At 33.4% G+C, this 19305-nt stretch carries 21 protein-coding genes, 1 tRNA gene and 1 other RNA gene; 5 read left to right on the top strand and 18 right to left on the bottom strand.

From position 1 onward, the window contains the following. Window positions 1-104: 104 nt before the first annotated feature. Window positions 105-683, bottom strand: a complete 579-nt coding sequence (locus tag AC1RPU_RS05170; RefSeq protein WP_409022266.1) for a TMEM175 family protein — start codon at window positions 681-683, stop codon at window positions 105-107. A 249-nt stretch (window positions 684-932) separates the two neighbouring features. On the opposite strand from AC1RPU_RS05170, the gene AC1RPU_RS05165 reads away from it, so the two are divergent. Then, entirely contained in the window at window positions 933-1229 is a 297-nt protein-coding gene (locus tag AC1RPU_RS05165) for a bacteriocin immunity protein (protein WP_481761412.1), read from the top strand. A gap of 332 nt (window positions 1230-1561) precedes the next feature. Here the strand turns inward: AC1RPU_RS05165 and ssrA are convergent. Then, window positions 1562-1932: a transfer-messenger RNA gene (ssrA, locus tag AC1RPU_RS05160) on the bottom strand. 124 nt (window positions 1933-2056) lie between these two features. On the opposite strand from ssrA, the gene AC1RPU_RS05155 reads away from it, so the two are divergent. Continuing rightward, window positions 2057-2686 (top strand): NAD(P)-dependent oxidoreductase, encoded by a 630-nt coding sequence (locus AC1RPU_RS05155; protein WP_481761413.1) that lies wholly within the window; start codon window positions 2057-2059, stop codon window positions 2684-2686. Between the two features lie 97 nt (window positions 2687-2783). Here AC1RPU_RS05155 and AC1RPU_RS05150 read toward each other — a convergent pair whose 3' ends face one another. The 4 genes from AC1RPU_RS05150 to AC1RPU_RS05135 form a co-directional block, all read right to left on the bottom strand. Then, a complete protein-coding gene (locus AC1RPU_RS05150; protein WP_409022263.1) occupies window positions 2784-3590 on the bottom strand; it encodes a Cof-type HAD-IIB family hydrolase in 807 nt (268 codons plus the stop codon). A gap of 101 nt (window positions 3591-3691) precedes the next feature. After that, window positions 3692-4498: a Cof-type HAD-IIB family hydrolase gene (locus tag AC1RPU_RS05145; RefSeq protein WP_481761414.1), complete on the bottom strand. Its 807-nt coding sequence runs from the start codon at window positions 4496-4498 to the stop codon at window positions 3692-3694. Between the two features lie 33 nt (window positions 4499-4531). Further along, complete coding sequence (locus AC1RPU_RS05140) at window positions 4532-4810, bottom strand: hypothetical protein (protein ID WP_409022261.1); 279 nt, start codon at window positions 4808-4810, stop codon at window positions 4532-4534. A gap of 123 nt (window positions 4811-4933) precedes the next feature. Then, the gene (locus tag AC1RPU_RS05135; RefSeq protein ID WP_481761415.1) at window positions 4934-6316 is read right to left on the bottom strand and encodes a L,D-transpeptidase family protein; all 1383 of its coding nucleotides are present in this window, start codon (window positions 6314-6316) and stop codon (window positions 4934-4936) included. A 440-nt stretch (window positions 6317-6756) separates the two neighbouring features. Between AC1RPU_RS05135 and trpX the strand changes: the two genes are divergently transcribed. From trpX to AC1RPU_RS05120, 3 genes are read left to right on the top strand one after another with little or no spacing between them, the layout of a single operon-like run. Continuing rightward, a complete protein-coding gene (trpX, locus tag AC1RPU_RS05130) occupies window positions 6757-7758 on the top strand; it encodes a tryptophan ABC transporter substrate-binding protein (RefSeq protein ID WP_481761416.1) in 1002 nt (333 codons plus the stop codon). Beyond that, window positions 7755-8648 carry an ABC transporter permease gene (locus AC1RPU_RS05125; protein ID WP_481761417.1) on the top strand — a complete coding sequence of 298 codons (894 nt, stop codon included), beginning with the start codon at window positions 7755-7757 and terminating at the stop codon, window positions 8646-8648. Before trpX ends, AC1RPU_RS05125 begins: the two co-directional genes overlap by 4 nt. Next, window positions 8645-9415, top strand: a complete 771-nt coding sequence (locus tag AC1RPU_RS05120) for an ABC transporter ATP-binding protein (RefSeq protein ID WP_481761418.1) — start codon at window positions 8645-8647, stop codon at window positions 9413-9415. Before AC1RPU_RS05125 ends, AC1RPU_RS05120 begins: the two co-directional genes overlap by 4 nt. Window positions 9416-9451: 36 nt before the next feature. Here the strand turns inward: AC1RPU_RS05120 and AC1RPU_RS05115 are convergent, their stop codons facing one another. The 12 genes from AC1RPU_RS05115 to AC1RPU_RS05060 form a co-directional block, all read right to left on the bottom strand. Then, on the bottom strand, window positions 9452-10618 hold the full coding sequence (locus AC1RPU_RS05115; RefSeq protein ID WP_481761419.1) for an MDR family MFS transporter: 1167 nt from the start codon (window positions 10616-10618) through the stop codon (window positions 9452-9454). Between the two features lie 27 nt (window positions 10619-10645). Next, the gene (locus AC1RPU_RS05110) at window positions 10646-11920 is read right to left on the bottom strand and encodes a cation:dicarboxylate symporter family transporter (RefSeq protein WP_481761420.1); all 1275 of its coding nucleotides are present in this window, start codon (window positions 11918-11920) and stop codon (window positions 10646-10648) included. A gap of 141 nt (window positions 11921-12061) precedes the next feature. Further along, window positions 12062-12544 carry a universal stress protein gene (locus tag AC1RPU_RS05105; protein WP_481761421.1) on the bottom strand — a complete coding sequence of 161 codons (483 nt, stop codon included), beginning with the start codon at window positions 12542-12544 and terminating at the stop codon, window positions 12062-12064. Between the two features lie 41 nt (window positions 12545-12585). Beyond that, complete coding sequence (locus tag AC1RPU_RS05100) at window positions 12586-12759, bottom strand: hypothetical protein (RefSeq protein WP_409022253.1); 174 nt, start codon at window positions 12757-12759, stop codon at window positions 12586-12588. A 56-nt stretch (window positions 12760-12815) separates the two neighbouring features. Continuing rightward, window positions 12816-13967, bottom strand: coding sequence for an aminotransferase class I/II-fold pyridoxal phosphate-dependent enzyme (locus AC1RPU_RS05095; RefSeq protein ID WP_481761422.1), 1152 nt, complete (start codon window positions 13965-13967; stop codon window positions 12816-12818). An 89-nt stretch (window positions 13968-14056) separates the two neighbouring features. Then, entirely contained in the window at window positions 14057-15736 is a 1680-nt protein-coding gene (locus tag AC1RPU_RS05090) for an oleate hydratase (RefSeq protein WP_481761423.1), read from the bottom strand. Window positions 15737-15739: 3 nt separating this feature from the next. After that, entirely contained in the window at window positions 15740-16084 is a 345-nt protein-coding gene (locus tag AC1RPU_RS05085; RefSeq protein WP_409022250.1) for an ArsR/SmtB family transcription factor, read from the bottom strand. 178 nt (window positions 16085-16262) lie between these two features. Further along, entirely contained in the window at window positions 16263-16964 is a 702-nt protein-coding gene (locus AC1RPU_RS05080; RefSeq protein WP_481761424.1) for a ribonuclease H family protein, read from the bottom strand. Window positions 16965-17111: 147 nt separating this feature from the next. Beyond that, the gene (locus AC1RPU_RS05075; RefSeq protein ID WP_409022248.1) at window positions 17112-17264 is read right to left on the bottom strand and encodes a hypothetical protein; all 153 of its coding nucleotides are present in this window, start codon (window positions 17262-17264) and stop codon (window positions 17112-17114) included. A gap of 151 nt (window positions 17265-17415) precedes the next feature. Beyond that, window positions 17416-17487: transfer RNA gene (locus AC1RPU_RS05070), tRNA-Asn, on the bottom strand. A 77-nt stretch (window positions 17488-17564) separates the two neighbouring features. After that, window positions 17565-17873 carry a hypothetical protein gene (locus AC1RPU_RS05065; RefSeq protein WP_409022247.1) on the bottom strand — a complete coding sequence of 103 codons (309 nt, stop codon included), beginning with the start codon at window positions 17871-17873 and terminating at the stop codon, window positions 17565-17567. A 235-nt stretch (window positions 17874-18108) separates the two neighbouring features. Next, window positions 18109-19173 (bottom strand): ABC transporter ATP-binding protein, encoded by a 1065-nt coding sequence (locus AC1RPU_RS05060; protein ID WP_481761425.1) that lies wholly within the window; start codon window positions 19171-19173, stop codon window positions 18109-18111. Window positions 19174-19305 lie beyond the last annotated feature (132 nt).

The following is a 19305-nucleotide window of genomic DNA, read 5'->3' as shown; positions in this document are numbered from 1 at the left end:
GGACATACAAAAATCCCTCCATGATTATCGGATGAAATTATATTATTTCATCTGACAACCATAAAGGGATTATTACACAAGAAATTTCTTGTTGGAACTTTTTTTCATTTGTCTTTATAGAAATTTTCAATTAATCGATTAGGTATAAACCAAATTGATGGTACAATCAGACAAAAAATTAACACCAACTCTGGTTTAATAAATACTGACATCAATCCAATAAGTGAAAAAGATAACGACACCCATGTTTTATTGTCATTTTTAATTGCTTTTGCTAAATTTGATTCAGGCCCATTTGCTCGAAGTAATTCATTAGTTAATACTACATACATAATATTAAATAATAGAAAGACAAGGCCATATAAAAAGGCAGGCGCAAATTTATTATAATGTTCACCAACCCAGCTTGTTGCAAATGGCATGAATGACATTACAAACATAAATCCAGTATTAACAATCAACACCCGCCCATTGATTTTATCCGCCAATTGAAACATGTGATGATGATTATTCCAGGTGACACCAATTAAAAAGAAACTTAATACGTAAGCTAAAAAAGTACTTTGAAGCGGTATTAAATCTGAAAATGTGTCTCCCTCTGGTGCTTTTAACTCTAAAACCATGATTGTCATAATAATAGCAACTACAGCATCTGTGAACGCTTCAACTCTACCTTTTGACATACGAACCCCCTAAATTTTTATAAATTTAGTATTACAAAGATTAGTCATTAAATCAACTAAAAATAATTCCACTTTTTAAAGATAAAATATACTTCCAACAAATATGGCAGGCATAAACTGGTAGGTTAATTTATATTTTAATGATCAACTGGGACCATATTTATCATTTATTATGTTAACTATTTCTCTTTAATTTATATATTTTAATATATTATTAGTTAATACAAATAAATTAAGGAGTTCTAGTCTATGAATAAATTAAAATGGTTTTCCGGCGGAGATGATCGTGGAAAACAGGCCGAACAAATTATTACCGATTTATTAACTGATTTAAGTACAAATAATGGTAATAATACACTTAAAATTACGTTACAAGCTTATCTCGAAGAACTAAAACAAAAACGTTCTTCTGTTCCATTCATTTTAAGTCGCATGAACTTAGATCTTTCTAAAGCCATCAGGAATGATGAACAACCTTTATCTGACAATCAATCTAAAAAATTAAAAGAGTTAACCTCTATCTCCAATATTAGATATGGTTACTAACTATATTCTTTCTTGGTTTATACCTTTATTTTAATATAAAGTTCGTAAAAAACGACTACTTACAAAAATAATCCTTTGTAAATGGTCATTTTTTGTGTCCGTAATTTCTAACAAATTAATTTATTTTTTCATAATAGACCTCTAATTTTATGGCAAAATAAAAAAGATAACTCGTCGAATCAAGTCATCTTTTCATCTGTTATGTTGAATAGGATTGTCAAAAATCACCTTAAAAACACCTTAATTTGCATTCAAACTCATTCAATCTTATTCAAACTTTTAAAATGCAAAAGTGATATTTTATAAGGCTTTTCAACCTTATTCAAACTGTAAAATGGAGATGGCGGGAGTCGAACCCGCGTCCAAGCATATTGCCACTCAAACATCTACGTTCATAGTTATACTATTTAAAATTCGCCAACCGTAGCGCCGTATAACAGGGCTAACACGTCTGACTAACCTGATTAGTCTCTTTTAACTTCTCCAGGTGGAAGAAGTTAACGTAAGTCCACTTAATTTAGGACCCAGATCTAGCACATGGACGATACTAGGAGGATCTACGTTAGAGCGCTATTAAGCAGCTAAAGCGTAAGTATTACTATTATTTTTTGCAGTTATAATTTAACTGAGCGTTTTAACGAAGACGCAAACTTCGAAACGCAATCCAAGCTCAACCTATACCTGTCGAATCCTGAACATCCCCATAACAACTATAAACATACCATATTTATCAGTTAAAATAAAGATGTAACCTGACGACTTATTCTTTGACAAAAAAATGTCATTCAACTATTGTGAAGACAGTTACTTAGAAAGGGAGTTATAAAATGAAAATTGGAATTATTGGTGCAACTGGTAAACAAGGACAATCTACATTAAAAGAGGCAGTTTCTCGTCATTTAGATGTTACTGCTATTATTAGAAATAAAAGCAAATTAACAGAAGATGTTCCTTTTATAGAAAAAGATCTTTTCAAGTTAACAACTGCTGATTTAGAATTATTTGATGTTATTGTAGATGCTTTTAACGCTCCATTTGGTCAAGAAAATCTTCATCAAACATCATTAAAACATTTAACGGATATCTTAGCTGATACTAAGGTTAAGCTCGTTATTGTTGGTGGCGCAAGTAGTCTTTTCGTTGATTCTGAAAAAACACTGTTACTTGGTGATACACCTGACTTCCCTGAAGGTGCTAAAGCAACAGCCAAAAATATGCGTGATGCTTTAGTCACACTCCGTACCGTTTCAAATGTAGATTGGGTCTATATTTCACCAGCTGCATTTTTCAATCCTAGTGGCGAAAAAACAGGCCACTATCAAATTGCCGGTGACGTTTTAACAATGAATTCACAAGGTAATAGTGAAATTAGCTATGCCGACTTCTCTATCGCATTGGTTGATGAAATTGAATCTAATTCACATCATCAAGAACGTTTTAGCGTTGTTTCTAAATAAATTTAATTATCTGCCACTTTCACAAGAAAGTGGTTTTTTTTGTAAAAAAATAAGTGATAATCATCACTTATTTTTACGTCATTATCTAAATTATATTTTAATATTTACCTGCTAAAACGTCATCAATTAAATCTAAGACGCTATCATCTTGATTTGAACCGATACGATGATTTGCCATTTTAGCTGCCATATTTGAAGACTTTTCCATTGCAAAACTTAATGGTGTGTATGCCAACATCTCAGCATCATTATCATTATCTCCAACGGTTACTACTTCATCATCTTTTACATCCCATAATTCTTGCAAAGCATTTAACCCATTTTGTTTTGTTGCCTCTTTAACATTGATATCAATAAATCCAAAACCAGAAACTTTTGCAACTAATGATTCATCAACATTTTCTTTTAATTTAACCGCAAATGTTTTATATTCGTCAATGGGGCCATTAATCGTAACTTTAGAAATAGTTTTTTCAACCTTACTTAAATTAGGGACCTTAATAATGTCTGGATAGTACGTATTAGCCATTTCTACAAAGTTATCAGACTCACTTGCATCAATATACCCACTCTCATCTGTTGATGCTAAGATTCCATAATTTGGCGATACCTTTTGGATATATAAAACTGTTTTTTCAAATACGGCTGGATCAATATTAAATGATCTGATATGGGTGTTGCCATCATAAATAACCGCACCGTTATCTGAAACGTAACCTATTTCACCAGAGATACGTTTAAAAATATCTTTAATTTTCATAACTTGATTTCCACTTGCTACCACGAAATGAATCCCTTTATTTTTTAGTTCAACTAATTGGTGACTAAATCTAACTTCATCAAACGTTTTATTATCTCTTAAAAATGTACCATCTAAATCCACTGCAATTATCTTGACTGTCAAAATTACATTCCTCCGATTATGCTTTAATAACTCTATTATACTGCATAAGTAAACGGATACAAAGAACTAAAAAGAAACGCCCCTTGGAAAAGAACGTTTCTTTACAATTTATGATTTAAAATATCATCAATGCTATCCAAAACACTATCATTTTGATTCAACCCAATGATGTGTTTTGCTGTTTTTTTAGCTAACTTTGATCCGCTAGCCATAGAAAAACTATTCGGCGTGAACGCCAACATTTCTTGATCATTATCATTATCCCCAAATGTCGCAACTTCTTCATCCAAGATTTGCCAACGATTTTGTAGTAAATTTATGCCGTTTTTCTTTGTCGCGTTCACTAAATTAATATCAATATAACCAAATCCAGACGCTTTTGCTTGAAGTTTATTATTCATTTCAGTATTTAATTGTAATGATATTCTTTCATATAACGACACGGGAAAATGACCCGTCAGCATAGAAATTCCTTGATTAAGTGATACCAAATTATCGACTCCGGTTACTTTCGGATAATAATCATTTACATCTTGAATAAATGTATCAGATTCCCGTTTATCATAGAAACCTCCTTGATTATTAACCGCTAATAGTCCTATTTCAGTGAATGTTTCCTTCAAATACTGAATCGTTTCTTGATAGAGACTATTTTCAAAAATGTATTCTTTCAATAACTCTTTTGCATCTTGAATGACTGCTCCATTTTCAGCAACGTAACCAATTTTATCTTTAATTTCTTTAAAATATTGTTCAATGGCTAAGGTTGGATTCCCACTTGCTACCACAAAATGTATTCCCTGTTGTTGCATCCTTTCAAATTGATGCGAAAATCTTTCTTTATCGTATGATTTATCATCCCTTAAAAATGTACCATCTAAATCTACTGCAATTAATTTAATCGTCATCCCTGCCACCTCTAACGTTATTATACATGATTTCTATACATAACTATATTCTTCAAATGGCGTATCAAACCAGTCATAACGCATTATAATTTGCATGACTCGATTCACAGGAATCCACAATCCCGACCGTAAAATATCTTTCATTGTCTCTAGAAATATCTTGTCATTTTTTGTACTATTTGGTTGTTTAATTTTTATAATTTCTGAATTTTCAGTTTTTACAGTAATAATATGATTGTTCAACGCAATGACTTGTGCAGAAACGATATTATCACTTATTAATTTATTATCTTTGTTTTTATCTATTTTCATTTTGTTAAACTTCCTTTCTGGTATAGGTTCATACTACCTTGGCTTTATGACTTATCTATGAAGTTATTAATAATAAATCATTAAAAAAAGCTTAACCAGTTTAAGAACTGATTAAGCCTTAAATTAATAAACAACAACAGGTTCGTTTTGTGAAACGTTCGCAAATAAAGTTGCCATTGCGGCTGGTTTTGTATTAACACAACCACCAGAACCATCTTTAAGATAAGCTGTTTTAGACCAATTTGTTCTCCAACTAGCGTCATGGAAACCAATTCCACTATTTGTGAATTGAGCCCAGTAACTAACTTTGACAGAATAATTAGCTTTACCAACTTCACTACCTTTAAGTATTGATGGCGTTTGTTTGTACATAATATACCAAACACCCTTAGTTGTATCTTCACCAGTACTATGTTTACCAGTTGCAACATCAGTTGTTAAAACAACCTTGCCATTTTTATGGATCCAAACTTTCTGCTGCGCAATTGACACTTCAGCATACGTATCTCCAAGTCCATCATTTGCAGTCGTTGTGTAACCAGTTCCATAAGTATTATAGCCAACACCATATTTATCATTGGTTGCGTCAATAGCTGCAGTACCATCTTCTAACGCTGTCAAAACATGTGTCACTGAGTCATTCATTCCAAGGGCCCAACCATATGATTGTCCACTAACTGGAACAGTACTTCCTGTAGCCGTTTTAAAATTATACTTTTTATTCAATGTTGCTTGTTTCTTATTAATTTCATCTACTTTTGCAGAAATACCACTCGTATCAACAACATATTTACCATCTTCAACAGTTGCTTGCTTAAGAATATCTGCACCCTTCAACGTATACTTCGTTGATTGAACGGTATAAACAGTCTGTCTAGCAGCTAGTGTATCCAATTTTTCAGTATCAGCTTTAACTGTTTTACTGTCAGCAGATAAAGGTTGGAGTTCAGTATCCTTCAACTTCGTAATGCTACTATAGCCAGCCTTATCATAGGCAGCTAAAATTTGCTTAACATTATATTGATTCCCTTTTTTCCCAGGTGTTACTGATACTTTTCCATTTTTTAAAATGGGACTTGCATCAACAGCCACTGTTCTTGTTTTATTTAACTTTGTTAGTTGGGTTTTTAATTGTGCTTTTAATTGATCCTTAACTGTTGTATTCAACTTTTGTGGAACAATCGCATAATTTTTCTTAACATTTGAAGGAAGAATGGTACGTTGCTTCTTCAACAATGCTTTAATCGCTGGCTTATCTTCATCAGTAAAACCAGTTGTTGTATCTTTTGCATCGACTATTTTTGTTTTACCTACATAAATAACATTTTTTGACGTTTCATTTTTTAACTTACTAATAACTTTATCAACACTTAATCCACTGACATCTGTATCATTAATTGTGATGCCTTTATTAAAATGCATACTTTGATTGAAACTTGCTCCACCAAGAATTCCCAAAACTAAAATACTTCCGATACTAATACCAATCTTTAACGATTTTTTCATAGTTTTTCACCTCATATTATGAATTCATAGTGCGCTATTCCCAATAAAAATATCATACCGCACTATGAATGTCGAATCAATTTTGTTGTTTTCTAAATTATACTCTTTATAACTTTTAAAATCTTTTAAATAATATTTGACAATAATATCAGATTTATCTATACTACATTTATCAACTAACTCAGAGAGGAAATCAAGCCTATGACTTATTCACAAGTAAAACTTAATAATCGTTGGCAAAGCCGGTTATTCAGATTGTAGTCTGTTTTTTACAGATATAATCTGTCTATTCAGATTGTATCTGTATATCGGTTTGGTTTCTATAAATCAAAACCCCTGTATGGATATCAGTATATTCATGCGGGGGTTTTGTCTTTCAAGACGGCCCTCGAATCTGAGGACTGTCTTTTTTTATTAAAAATTAAAGGGGTACTTATAAAATGAAACGATTAATTGGAACCATTATTGCGTTATTTTTATTCTTAGTGATTGCTTTTTTCTCAACACTTCAACCAACAACATTTTCAAACGCTAAAGGAGTACCAACAATTGGTATTCTTCAATTAACAACACATCCTGCACTGGATGCGATTCATAAAGGAATTATTGCTGGATTAGAAAAAGAAGGTTACGTACCTGGTAAGTCTGTGAATATTGATTTCCAAAATGCTGAAGCTGATCAAAGTAATTTAAAATCAATGAGTGACAAGTTTAATAATGAAAATGTTAATCTCATGATTGGTATCGCAACACCCTCTGCACAATCTTTAGCTAATGTAACTAAAAAAACACCAATTATTTTAGGTGCCGTTACTGATCCAAAAGGTTCTGGTTTAGTTAGCAACAATCAGAAACCAGGTAATAATATCACCGGTGTTTCTGATCAAGCACCTATTAAAGCACAGTTAGCTTTAATGAAGGAACTAATACCTAATATGAAAACCGTGGGTGTCCTTTACACATCAAGTGACGATTCAGCTACAAAACAGTATCAACAATTTAAATCTGCAGCAATCAAATCAGGCTTAGAAGTTAAATCGGCAACAATTACCTCTACAAATGATGTTGACCAAGTGTCACAATCGCTCGTAGCATCTGTTGATGCCGTTTATGTCCCCACGGATAACACAGTAGCATCAAGTATGCAGACTCTCGTTAAAAATGCGACACAAGCTAAAATTCCAATTTTCCCTGCAGTAGATACAATGGTCAAAAATGGCGGCTTGGCAACTATTAGTATTAACCAATATGATTTAGGTGTAGCCACTGGTAAAATGGCTGCTGCCGTTCTTTCTGGAAAAAGTGTCCCTGCAACAACACCAATTAATTTTGTAAAAAAAGGTGATCTTGTTATTAATTTGAAAACAGCAAAGGCCTTAAATATTACAATTCCACAAGCATTAATTGATCAAGCCAAAAATAAAGGAGAGTTAATCAAATGACAATTATTGTATCTGCTATCGGACAAGGACTCCTATGGGGGGTTTTAGGTCTTGGTCTTTATCTTTCATTTAGAATTTTAGACTTTCCTGATATGACTGTCGAAGGTACTTTTCCAATGGGCGCCAGCGTAACTGTGATTTGTCTAATCCACGGAGTTAACCCGCTTCTGGCCACATTCTTTGCATTTCTAGCAGGGACACTAGCTGGTCTAGCCACCGGGTTACTTTATACAAAAGGTAAAATTCCGATTTTATTAGCTGGAATCCTTGTCATGACAAGTTTATATTCAATTAACCTACGAATTTTAACAAAAGCAAATATCAGTTTACTTGGACAAAATACAATTTTTTCTGCTCACTTTCTAACTAATCTTCCTGCATCTTTTGATTCCGTTGTATTAGGGCTCATTCTGGTTATCATTAGTATTGGCTTACTCGCTTTCTTTTTAAATACCGAATTAGGCCAAGCGTTCATCGCAACCGGTGATAATGAAAAAATGGCCCGCTCACTTGGTATCCAAACCGATCGTATGAAGATTTTAGGACTAATGGTTTCAAATGGCTTCATCGGACTTGCCGGTGGGCTAATCGCGCAAAATAATGGCTATGCTGATATCAGTATGGGTATCGGAACGATTGTCATTGGGCTTGCTGCAATTATTATCGGTGAAGTTGTTTTTGGTAACTTATCATTAACAGCACGTTTGGTTGCCGTTGTCATTGGTAGTATTTTCTACCGATTTGTTATTTTAATTGTATTAACATTAGGCTTTAACGCAAACGATTTAAAATTAATTTCTGCTATTATTTTAGCATTCTGTTTAATGTTACCAACTCTCCGAAAAGCGCTAAGACTAAATACTTTGTTTGAAGGAGGCCATTCAAAATGACTGAACCCATTTTTTCACTTTCCAATATCGTCACTACCGTTAATACCGGTACTTCTGAGGAGCAACAAATCTTAAAAAATTTAAACCTCACCATCAATAAAGGCGATTTTATAACTGTAATTGGTACTAATGGCGCTGGTAAATCGACCCTTTTCAATACAATTGCTGGTAATATTAAACCAACGAGTGGCAAAATTATGTTACGCAATAAAAATATTACGAATGAAAATGATATTAAACGGACAAATTATATTAGTCGTGTTTTTCAAGATCCTAAAATGGGCACAGCACCTAGAATGACAGTCGCTGAAAATCTATTATTAGCCTTAAATCGAGGCAGTCGCCGTCGGTTTAAACCTCGTCATTTAAAACAAAAAATGACGCAATTTCGTGAATTAACCGCAAAGATGCCAAATGGTTTATCAGAACATTTAAATACACCTGCTGGAAACTTGTCTGGTGGTCAACGTCAAACATTAAGTTTTTTAATGGCAACTTTGATTCAACCTGACTTACTGCTACTAGATGAACATACGGCCGCCCTCGACCCCAAAACAAGCCAAGAATTATTAAAATTAACCGCCGAAATTGTTGAACAAGAACAATTATCTTGTCTAATGATTACGCATCACTTAGAGGACGCATTATCATATGGTAATCGAACAATTGTCTTAAATGATGGTCAGATTCAATCTGATTTATCAGGTGAAAAACGTGCCAACCTATCTACGACTGATTTATTAGCCTATTTTAATGATTTAGAATAAAAAATACCACAACCTTATAAAAGTTGTGGTATTTTTTTACGATTTTATATTCGCTTTCTTAGTTGCAATAACAACAACTGCCAAGGCAAGTAAGATTAATAATGTCGAACCAACGAACAAACCGTTGTATGACAATCGTTCAATTACGATTCCACCAACTAATGGTCCTAACGCTTTACCAATAGATGCGGCAATATTAATCGTTCCTTGTGCCTTACCTTCTTGACCTGGCTCGGCCAGTTCATTAATCCATGCCGGAATGGCTGGGAATGCGACCATTTCACCTAACGTCAACAAGACCATTGAAAAGACAAAATGAGAAAAGTCTTTCGCAAAAATAAGTGTTGTAAATGATAACGCAAATAAGCCAACACCCATAATAATTTGTCTAAATAATGACTTAGCAATTGTTCTCGTTACAAGCGTCACTAGTGGTTGTCCAAAAACAATGAGTCCTGCATTAATCGTCCATAATAAACTATATTGACTCAATGGAATATCTAACTTATCCATATAAATTGATAAATTACTTTGCCATTGCTCGTAACTCAACCAAATAACCAGGAATGTTAACCACATTGCGCCGATAATCCAAACTTTGGGATTAACACCAGCTGATTGTTCTGATTTTGTTGGTTTCACTTTTTTTCGTATTGGATCAACTCTATACGCTAAAATAGCAGTAATCAAAAATATTGAATATAAAATTAATGCTGATACAAAGACCATTGTGACACTAACTTCAATCACGTATCCAACTAATAATGTCCCAATAACAATCCCTAAATTTAAAGCTAAATAAAAGAGATTAAAAACATATCGACTATCTTTTCTTCTAATTGTGGCCGCAAATGAATTTAAAATTGTTGCCACAATCCCGTTACCAAGACCCAAAATAACTAGCAAAATTGGGTATGCTGGCCAGCCATGCATGAAAACTAAGCCTAATACGGCCAACCATGCAATTACGATTCCTACCAATGTCGCATAATAAGGCCGCCATTTATCAAATAAATAACCACCAGCATAATTACCAATAATAGTCGCAACTGAGTTTATTAATAGTACAATTCCAGAAAATGTTAAACTTTTACCTAAATAGTTATGCATGTAAATTGTTGTTAACGGCCAGACGAAACTTGAACCTGCGCTACTAATCACTGAACCTATTAACAACCATTTTAATTTAATTTCTTTCGTCATTTTTTTCCGAAAGCCCCCTTTTTAAGGTTACTTAATGTTCAATTTTTCTAAATACTTTTGATTCTTTTCACGATCAAATTCATTTTCTGATTGTGCGATAATAACAGCTGCTAATGAATTACCAACAACATTGACGGTTGTACGACCCATATCTATGATTCTATCAACTCCAGCGATAAAAGCCAACCCCGAAGCAGGAACACCAATAGTTGAGATTGTCGCTAATAGGACGACAAATGATGCACCAGGTACTCCAGCCATCCCTTTAGACGTAATCATTAACACAATCAATAATGTAACTTGTTGTCCAATTGATAAATTAATATGGTATGCCTGTGCCAAAAACAGAGCAGCTATTGACTGATAAATTGCTGATCCATCTAGATTAAATGTATATCCTGTTGGAACAACAAAAGAAACAATTCCCTTTTTAACACCAAAATTTTCCATTTTTTCCATAATTTTAGGCAGTGCTGCTTCAGAACTAGCCGTTGAAAAAGCAAGAATCATTTCATCCTTGATTACCTTTAACAAGACGATTAAATTAATTTTAAATAATTTAGCAACAAGACCCATTACTACAATAACAAAAAATATCATCGTTATATAGGTCACAATAATAAAGAACCCTAATGGTTTTAAAGCAGAAACGCCTAATTGTGCTATTGTGACACCAATTAATGCAAAAACACCGATAGGTGCCAATTTCATTACCCAGTTTGTCACTTTGAACATAACTTCAGATACAGCTGAGAAGAAATCAATAATCGGTTTTCCCTTCTCACCTAGCGTTGCTGTCCCGAGTCCAAATAAAACGGAAAAGAAGATAATAGGCAGCATATCACCTTTAACAAGTGCCTCAAAAATATTAGTTGGCACAATATGCATTAAAATCGTACTCAACCCAGTAGAGGTTGAGTTTTCAGTTGTAACATATTGACTAATATCGACTTTATTTAAAGCTGTAATATCTATAAATTGTCCGGGTTTAGTTAAGTTACCAACAATTAATCCTAATGCAATCGCAATTGTTGTCATAATTTCAAAGTAAATTAATGTTTTTCCACCGATTCTACCTAATTTGTGGATATCTCCCATATTGGCGATTCCGACCACTAGACATGAAACAACAATCGGTAAGACAATCATTTTGATCATATTAATAAAGATGGTTCCCAGCGGTTGAAGTGAGTTAATAATGAGTTTATTTTGATACCCAATAGCACCAATAATAATTCCTAAAATTAATCCAATTAAAATTTGCCACCCAAGACTAATTCGGTACGCTTTATAATATTTCAATTTAACCATCCTCACTATATTTTAATTTACTATGGTTAATCTTATCATATATACGAACAATTATGTTATTTTTTTATTAAAAAAGAGCAAAAAACTGTAAAATGAGTTTTTCGCTCTTTTAACATTCATATTTTTAAAATATTATCTGATGACACTAACGGAACATTGTGCATTTTGAGCCATATAACTAGCTTGAGAGCCAATAAATAATTTCTTTGAATTACTTGGCGTATTCGTTTTTGAACCGCAAATTAGAATATCCGGTTTAAAATCTGGAATAACCTTCTCAACAATTTCAGAACCTGGTCTACCAGCAGAAACAATTGCTTGTACATTTTTAACGCCAAAATCATGCGCCTTATCTACATAGCGTTCGATACTTTCTTCAAGTAATTTTTTATTTTCTTTGATAACAACTGGTGACATAGAATCAAAAATATTCATATCACCTGTCTCTAATATTGAAACAATCCCTAAAGGAATTTGTTGTAACTTAGCTAACGCTACCGCATAATTAAAAGCTAAAATTGATGATTCAGAATCATCCTCATCTATGGCAACTAAAACGCGTTTAAAAGTTACCGGTGTTATGTCAAAGTCCAACTTTTCTAATCTATTATTCATATCGTCACTCCTCACTTGTTTTGTTGCCATTATTGATGATTTTACTTACGCCAGTTACTTGGGCTCCAAAGCTGCCCTTCCATTGAGCCATGCAAGCTCTCAATTTCAACTGACTGATCTTTTAATAGCGCAATTGTAGCTTCAATCAATAATTGGTTTTCTTCTGTTTCAATTTTTTTAAGCTCAGCAATTGTCCAGTCAACATTTCCATCCATTTTAATCACTCCTTTTACTCATACAAACGTACCATAATTAGATTAATAAATTGAATTTAATGCTTACTATTTTCCAAGGCGATGATGAGTTTTGCTAACTGTTCATCACTTGCAGCAAAACTTATTCTAAAGTAGCCCTCACCAAATTCTGTGAATGCACTACCTGGAACAACAGCTACCTTTTCTTTCAGAGCAAGTTGCTGACAAAATTCAACTGACGTTAATTTTAGTTTTTTAGGTATTTCAACGAATAAATAAAAGGCGCCATCTGGTTTAATTAAATTATAACCTAATTTTTCTAAGGCTGTTACCAATCTATCACGACGAATATGATAAGCATCTCTCATTGGTACACTATCTTGCTTCCCATTTTTAACAGCTTCAAGTGCAGCTACTTGTGATAAAGTTGCCGCGGTCGTTACGTGATATTGGTGGACCTTTTTCATAGCATTAATTAATCGTTCTTCAGCTAATACAAACCCAATCCGCCAACCGGTCATTGCATGTGATTTAGACAATCCCATTATTAAAATTGTCCCTTCAGGATACAAATTAGCCATGGAAATATGCGGTTGTTCATAGGTTAACTCGCAGTAAATTTCATCGCTCATCACCCAAATGTCATGTTTTTTCAAAACATCTTTAATAGAAGATAACTCAATTTTACCATAAGAAACACCGGTAGGGTTAGTTGGATAATTAAATATAAATCCAACGATAGCTTTATTCTTATTTTCCTGCAATGTCTTTTCAATAAGCTCTGCCGTTACCCTAAAGTTCGTCGTACGTGTATCCATAAAAATAGGTTTAACGCCTTGTAACTGCATTAATGGCAAGTAAGCTGGATAACAAGGAACTGGTACTAAAATGTAATCTCCTGGTGTTGTTACCGTCTTTAATGCTGTAGCAATTGCCTCAGTTGCCCCAACGGTCACTAAAACATTCTTTGCGTCATAAGCCAATTCAAACTTTTCATTATAATAATCAGCAGTTGCCTGTCGTAATTCTGGATTACCAGCTGAGGCTTCATAATGTGTTTGTCCGTTATCAAGCGCTGTTTTTGTAGCGTCCATAATATGTTGAGGTGTGATGAAATTAGGTTCACCTAACGTTAACTTATCGATACCGTCTATTTTGGAGACCCATTCATCAAATCGACGAATACCTGATAATTGTATCTGATCAGCTACTGTATTTATTTTGATCATTAAGACACCTTCTCCGAATTAGAATGAATCTTAATTATACATCAAAAAAATAACGATTTATAAAAATTCTTATAAATCGTTATTTCAACTTATCTAAACATTGTTTTCGTTGCTTTTGCCAAAACTTTTGGCATTTTTTCATAATGATGTAATGGTGTTAATTGCGTATCTGAAATTCCTAAGAACTTATACACAGCAATTTGTGCACAACGGAACGAATACTGTTCTGTAAAGACCATATCAAATGGCATTTCTGCAAATTGACTAATAAAGGCCAAATTCTTTGAATGTTCAGGTACAACGTCAGGACGATCACCAATTGCGCGACGGTTAAATAAGGCACTCGCATATGGCATATAAACAGGTATAACATTAACAACACTATCCATAATTTCATCTGTACGTTGGCTAATATTATTCGTAGCTGTATCTGTTTGAGCCAAATGGCCTAATAATTCTTCTAACATTTCGCGACCAGTCATCTCGATAAATGGTTTTTGAACAAAATCACCCTTGCGACGAGGATATAAACAGTAACCCCAGAATACAGTCTCATTTTCTTTTTGAGCATGGAAATGAGGTTGATGATGAACCACGATTGATAATAAATTATTACTATCAACCCAGGTATTCAATGCATTACCAGGTTCTTGTTGTGTAATCCGTGCAATTTCATTTACTGCTAAATGATTATCAGTTGTGACTGTAAAACTCATCCATTCACTTTGTTGACGATCATTAAAGAATTTATCTGGTTTACCTAAGTTATAGAAATGTTCAGTAGCTTGTTTCCATAATTTAGCACTAGGTGCATAGTCCATATTTTCCACAATCGGTGTATCAATATCGCCCATTGATGAACTATCTGTAATTGAACCATTCGTATCAAATACTAAATCGCCATCATTAATAATGATTTCGCCGACTTTATTATCATTATCGACTTCTTCATATTCAAGACCAGTGACAACAATATCGTCACGTAAAGCTGTATCTTTAAATTTAAATTCAGTTATCTTACGGTTATCCACAAAGGTTACACCACGGTCTGTAAGATATTTACGCATTGGTAAAATAATACTTTCATATTGGTTATATGGTGTTCTTGTAACACCTTCCAATGTGTTAATACGACTGAATTCAAGAATCATTCGGTTCATATAACGACGTAATTCCATTGCTGAACTTTCCTTTTTGAAGGCAAAAGTTGTTTGCCACATATACCAGAAATTAGTTGTAAACATGTGTGGACTATTTTCAAACCATTTTTCAATACTGATATCATTAATCTCTGATTCCTTTGATTCAGGCATCGTCATTAATTTTGTTAGTAAAACGCGATCTCGTGTATTAAATTGCATATGACGATAATCATTCTTACCGCCTTTATTTCTAATACCATCCATTTTATCAATTAAGCGTGCAATATCATGCGTTGGATGTGCATGATCAAAATCTAAAATTTCATCTGTAACTGTCTTTCCAGGATTATCCAATGATGGCACTTCTCGAAGAACATCCCATAAGTTTTCATATGTTTCTTCATTCAACATACGACCACCTTTAGCTAGGAATCCTTTTTGATTACTCAAACCTTGGTTACCATATTCAGTCACATAATCTTTAACTGCAGCGCCATCATTAGCACCATGTTTTTCTAAACCAAACATCGTAATTTGGTCACCATGCCAGCCACCATCACGAATTAAATAGATACCTGCTGCTAAGTTACCAACACCTGTACCAATCATATATGCTTTTTGAGTCATAATCTATTCCTCCTTCGATTTTTCGCCTTCACGAATCATTTTAATTAAATGTTCCAAACGGTTTAATGTTTTTTCAGGTGTTAAAAAGTAAAAACGTTTTAATCCTGTTTGTTTATAATCAATAAGTCCCACATTTTTTAAAACTTTCAAATGATGTGAAACTGCCGGTTGTGATAACGCCATGCGGTCAACCAGCTCAGAAACCGTTAACTCTTGCCGTGACTTAGAACCTAGCAAAATAATTAATCGTTGTCTTTTTTCATCTGCCAAAGCGTTCAAAATATCTAGATTGGAAATAAATTCCTGTAGCGCTTCGGATTGCCCTGGTTCTAATTCTTCAGCTTCCATTGTCAATCATCCCCCTATATCTATCTTCATGAATATAATAACACCACGTTAGAATTTTAGCAACCGCTTTCAGTAAACGTTTTAATTTACTGCCTAATCTTTTTTATTCATCTTAATTTGAATTCATTTAAATAAAAAAAGTGGCTCTCTACATTAGTAGAAATCCACTTCACCTATCTTACATTTTATCCATTGTTTCATTTAATAATTCATCAACTTTATTATTACCTTCATTATCTGCATGACCCTTTGTCCATTCAAAATCAACATTAGTGAAAGCTGGTATTAATTCAGCAACTTGTTGCCAAAGTTCGACATTAAGTACTGTTTGACCATCCGCTTTTTTCCAATTTCGACGTTGCCAACCTACTAACCAATTTTTTTGAATTGCATTCAAGACATACTTCGAATCTAATATAAATACGACGTGTTCTTCTCGTAATCCTAAATCAATTAATTTTTTCATAGCTTGAAGAAATGCCATAATTTCCATATGATTATTAGTTTTACCTTTTTCACCATCTGTACCAGAAAAGGTCTCACCCGGTGTTTTAATATAAAAAGCCCATGCCGCAGTATCTTCTGCTAGGACGTGACCGCCTAATTTATTACCATGATTTCTCGAACCACCATCAGTCCAGACTTGAATTGAATCTGAAGTTAAAGTTACGGATTGATGAACTGCTGTCGCACTTTTTTTACTACCTGTCGCTGTTGGTCTAGGTGCCCCATCATCCATCCAATTTTGGGCTTCATCTCGCGTTTCAAATCCTTTGTATCGTGCCCCATCGTATCCATTAACCAACTTTGCCACATCAGGCCATTTTGTGAAAATACCCGTTTTACGTCCTTTATATACTGCATAAAAATTCTTAGCCAATTTAAATCACTCCATTAGTCAGTTTATTGATTCTTTTATTGTAAGCTAAAAGGCACTAAAAATATATTTAAATAAAAAATACTCATTCTAAAGTATGCAAAAAAACCACCGTTCTAATCAACGGTGGCCATCATTTATTTAACTAAATTATGCTTTTTTTGCTGCAACTGCTGCGTCGTTAGCTTTGCTTTCTTTTAAGAAAGTAGCAAGTTCTTGTTGTTTACGACGACGGTTCTTTTTGTTTGGAGTATTAACTGGACGACGATCGTTACCGACACCTGTATGGTTGTTTGATGACATTTCGCAATCCCCCTTTCTTACAATCTCTTAATTTTAAACTGTATTCAGAAATAATTCAAGTTAATCATTAATTTCTTATAATGGACTCAAAAAATTAAGTTCATAAATAAAAAAAGATAACCGGCAGTAAGTCGATCATCCTCTATGAATACTGCTCAGGTAGGGATCGAACCTACGACATCTTGATTAACAGTCAAGCGTTCTACCGCTGAACTACTGAGCAATCTTTATAATTCATTTCTGTCTATACTATTTTATACCATAGGTTAACCTATTTTGTAAAGATATTTTTGGTAATATTTACTCAATATGATTGTCTTTTAATATCGCATTCAAATCATTTTGAGCTTCTTCTGTTTTATGCCACTCTTGATATTCAGTAAATGCTTCTAGTGGCATTTCAAAATTTTGATTAATATATTTTTCATAATTAATAACGTGTGATGATCTGGGAATATTTAACTGTAGAATACGGACTTCTTTCAATAAATCTCTTTGAACTGCAAGTTCTGCTCTCCCATTTTGTACCATGTTCGATAATTCAAAATATTTAGAACCATCTTTTCTAGTAATTTCTTCAATTAATGATAAAACTTCATGACTTTTCATATTGAACCCAACTTTCTACATCTATTCTCTTAATTAAGTATAAACACATTTGACAATAAGTACAACAAGCACAAAAAAAGCCACTACATCGCAATAGTGGCTAGCATAAGAGAGAAAGAGAATTGATAAAGGTAATTCATATACCTTACAAACTTAAGATAACATCAAATGTAAGCGTTGTCAATAGTTTGTATTAAAAAAGTGCTGTCGAATGATCTACGCCAACACTTTCCTATTATTTCGTATTATCTGGATGAACAATACTTGTTGGGTTCTCAATAATATGACTTATTGAATGCCCTGATATATTTACTAAACTAAAGAATACCACAGCGACTAAAATCACAGCTGTTAGCACCTTACTTGGTTTAGACATTTTTTCATTTAAAACAGAGCCATAGAAATCCTTTTTTACCTTTTCGGTAATAACTTGCTTTGAAACGCCTAAATTTGCTTCATCAGCACTTTCTTTGTCTACTTGGTTAATAAGATAGTCATCGATACTAAACGCTTTTTGAGCCTCTTTTTGTTTCTTTTGGTACGCTGTTTTTTCTTTTTTTGATAATTTTTTAAACCAATCAATATAAGCTTTATATTTAGTGACAACTTCTTTAGTAGGACCAACTTGTTTTAAATCACCATATTGGATCCATGCGACACGATCGCATAGCATTTCAATTTGTTTTAATGAATGACTAACAAAAATAATTGTTTTTCCTTGTTCTTTAAATTCGTTAATTTTATCAACACATTTTTGATAAAAAGTATCATCGCCAACTGACAATGCCTCATCAATAATCAAAATATCAGGATCAATATGCACGGCAATAGCAAAGCCTAAACGAGATTTCATCCCACTAGAATAGCTTTTAACGGGTTGATAAACAAAATCACCTAAATCAGCAAAATTAATAATTTCATCTAAAATATCATCAATTTGTTGGTTAGTTAGACCCTGCATTAAACCTTTTAATCGAATATTTTCTAATCCGGTTAGTTGGCCTCTCAATCCAGCGCCGATAGCAATAATAGAAGTTTCTCCGCGAACATCTACAATACCGGTTGTTTGTGGAATAATCCCCGAAATAATATTGGATAACGTTGATTTACCTGAGCCGTTAACGCCAATTAAACCAAGTGTTTCTCCACTCATAACATCCATCGAGATTCCTTTAAGAGACCAAAAATGAGGTACCGTCGTACTTTTAAAAGAAAAGAATGATTTGATATGTTCAGATTTTGTTTTAAATAAGTCATATTCTTTTGTGACATTTTTTACTCTAATTTTATAATCGACCATTTTTTCAACTTCCTAAAAACGTATTTTCTTACAATTGTCATCATGTTACTAGACTTACTATCAGCCGTCAAGCAAGCACAAAACACAAATAGAACCAATCCATTTATTTTAACGCTTTAAATGAATTAGTTC

Source organism: Dellaglioa sp. CoH-55-MRSF-7, from assembly GCF_056782235.1.
This window is presented reverse-complemented; position numbering and strand designations above follow the sequence as displayed.

Excerpts from the sequence above, each read along its gene's own strand:
- AC1RPU_RS05170 (WP_409022266.1), bottom strand. The coding sequence starts at position 683 with ATGTCAAAAGGTAGAGTTGAAGCGTTCACAGATGCTGTAGTTGCTATT.
- AC1RPU_RS05165 (WP_481761412.1), top strand. The coding sequence starts at position 933 with ATGAATAAATTAAAATGGTTTTCCGGCGGAGATGATCGTGGAAAACAG.
- AC1RPU_RS05155 (WP_481761413.1), top strand. The coding sequence starts at position 2,057 with ATGAAAATTGGAATTATTGGTGCAACTGGTAAACAAGGACAATCTACA.
- AC1RPU_RS05145 (WP_481761414.1), bottom strand. The coding sequence starts at position 4,498 with ATGACGATTAAATTAATTGCAGTAGATTTAGATGGTACATTTTTAAGG.
- AC1RPU_RS05140 (WP_409022261.1), bottom strand. The coding sequence starts at position 4,810 with ATGAAAATAGATAAAAACAAAGATAATAAATTAATAAGTGATAATATC.
- AC1RPU_RS05135 (WP_481761415.1), bottom strand. The coding sequence starts at position 6,316 with ATGAAAAAATCGTTAAAGATTGGTATTAGTATCGGAAGTATTTTAGTT.
- trpX (WP_481761416.1), top strand. The coding sequence starts at position 6,757 with ATGAAACGATTAATTGGAACCATTATTGCGTTATTTTTATTCTTAGTG.
- AC1RPU_RS05125 (WP_481761417.1), top strand. The coding sequence starts at position 7,755 with ATGACAATTATTGTATCTGCTATCGGACAAGGACTCCTATGGGGGGTT.
- AC1RPU_RS05120 (WP_481761418.1), top strand. The coding sequence starts at position 8,645 with ATGACTGAACCCATTTTTTCACTTTCCAATATCGTCACTACCGTTAAT.
- AC1RPU_RS05115 (WP_481761419.1), bottom strand. The coding sequence starts at position 10,618 with ATGACGAAAGAAATTAAATTAAAATGGTTGTTAATAGGTTCAGTGATT.
- AC1RPU_RS05105 (WP_481761421.1), bottom strand. The coding sequence starts at position 12,544 with ATGAATAATAGATTAGAAAAGTTGGACTTTGACATAACACCGGTAACT.
- AC1RPU_RS05100 (WP_409022253.1), bottom strand. The coding sequence starts at position 12,759 with ATGGATGGAAATGTTGACTGGACAATTGCTGAGCTTAAAAAAATTGAA.
- AC1RPU_RS05095 (WP_481761422.1), bottom strand. The coding sequence starts at position 13,967 with ATGATCAAAATAAATACAGTAGCTGATCAGATACAATTATCAGGTATT.
- AC1RPU_RS05090 (WP_481761423.1), bottom strand. The coding sequence starts at position 15,736 with ATGACTCAAAAAGCATATATGATTGGTACAGGTGTTGGTAACTTAGCA.
- AC1RPU_RS05085 (WP_409022250.1), bottom strand. The coding sequence starts at position 16,084 with ATGGAAGCTGAAGAATTAGAACCAGGGCAATCCGAAGCGCTACAGGAA.
- AC1RPU_RS05075 (WP_409022248.1), bottom strand. The coding sequence starts at position 17,264 with ATGTCATCAAACAACCATACAGGTGTCGGTAACGATCGTCGTCCAGTT.
- AC1RPU_RS05065 (WP_409022247.1), bottom strand. The coding sequence starts at position 17,873 with ATGAAAAGTCATGAAGTTTTATCATTAATTGAAGAAATTACTAGAAAA.
- AC1RPU_RS05060 (WP_481761425.1), bottom strand. The coding sequence starts at position 19,173 with ATGGTCGATTATAAAATTAGAGTAAAAAATGTCACAAAAGAATATGAC.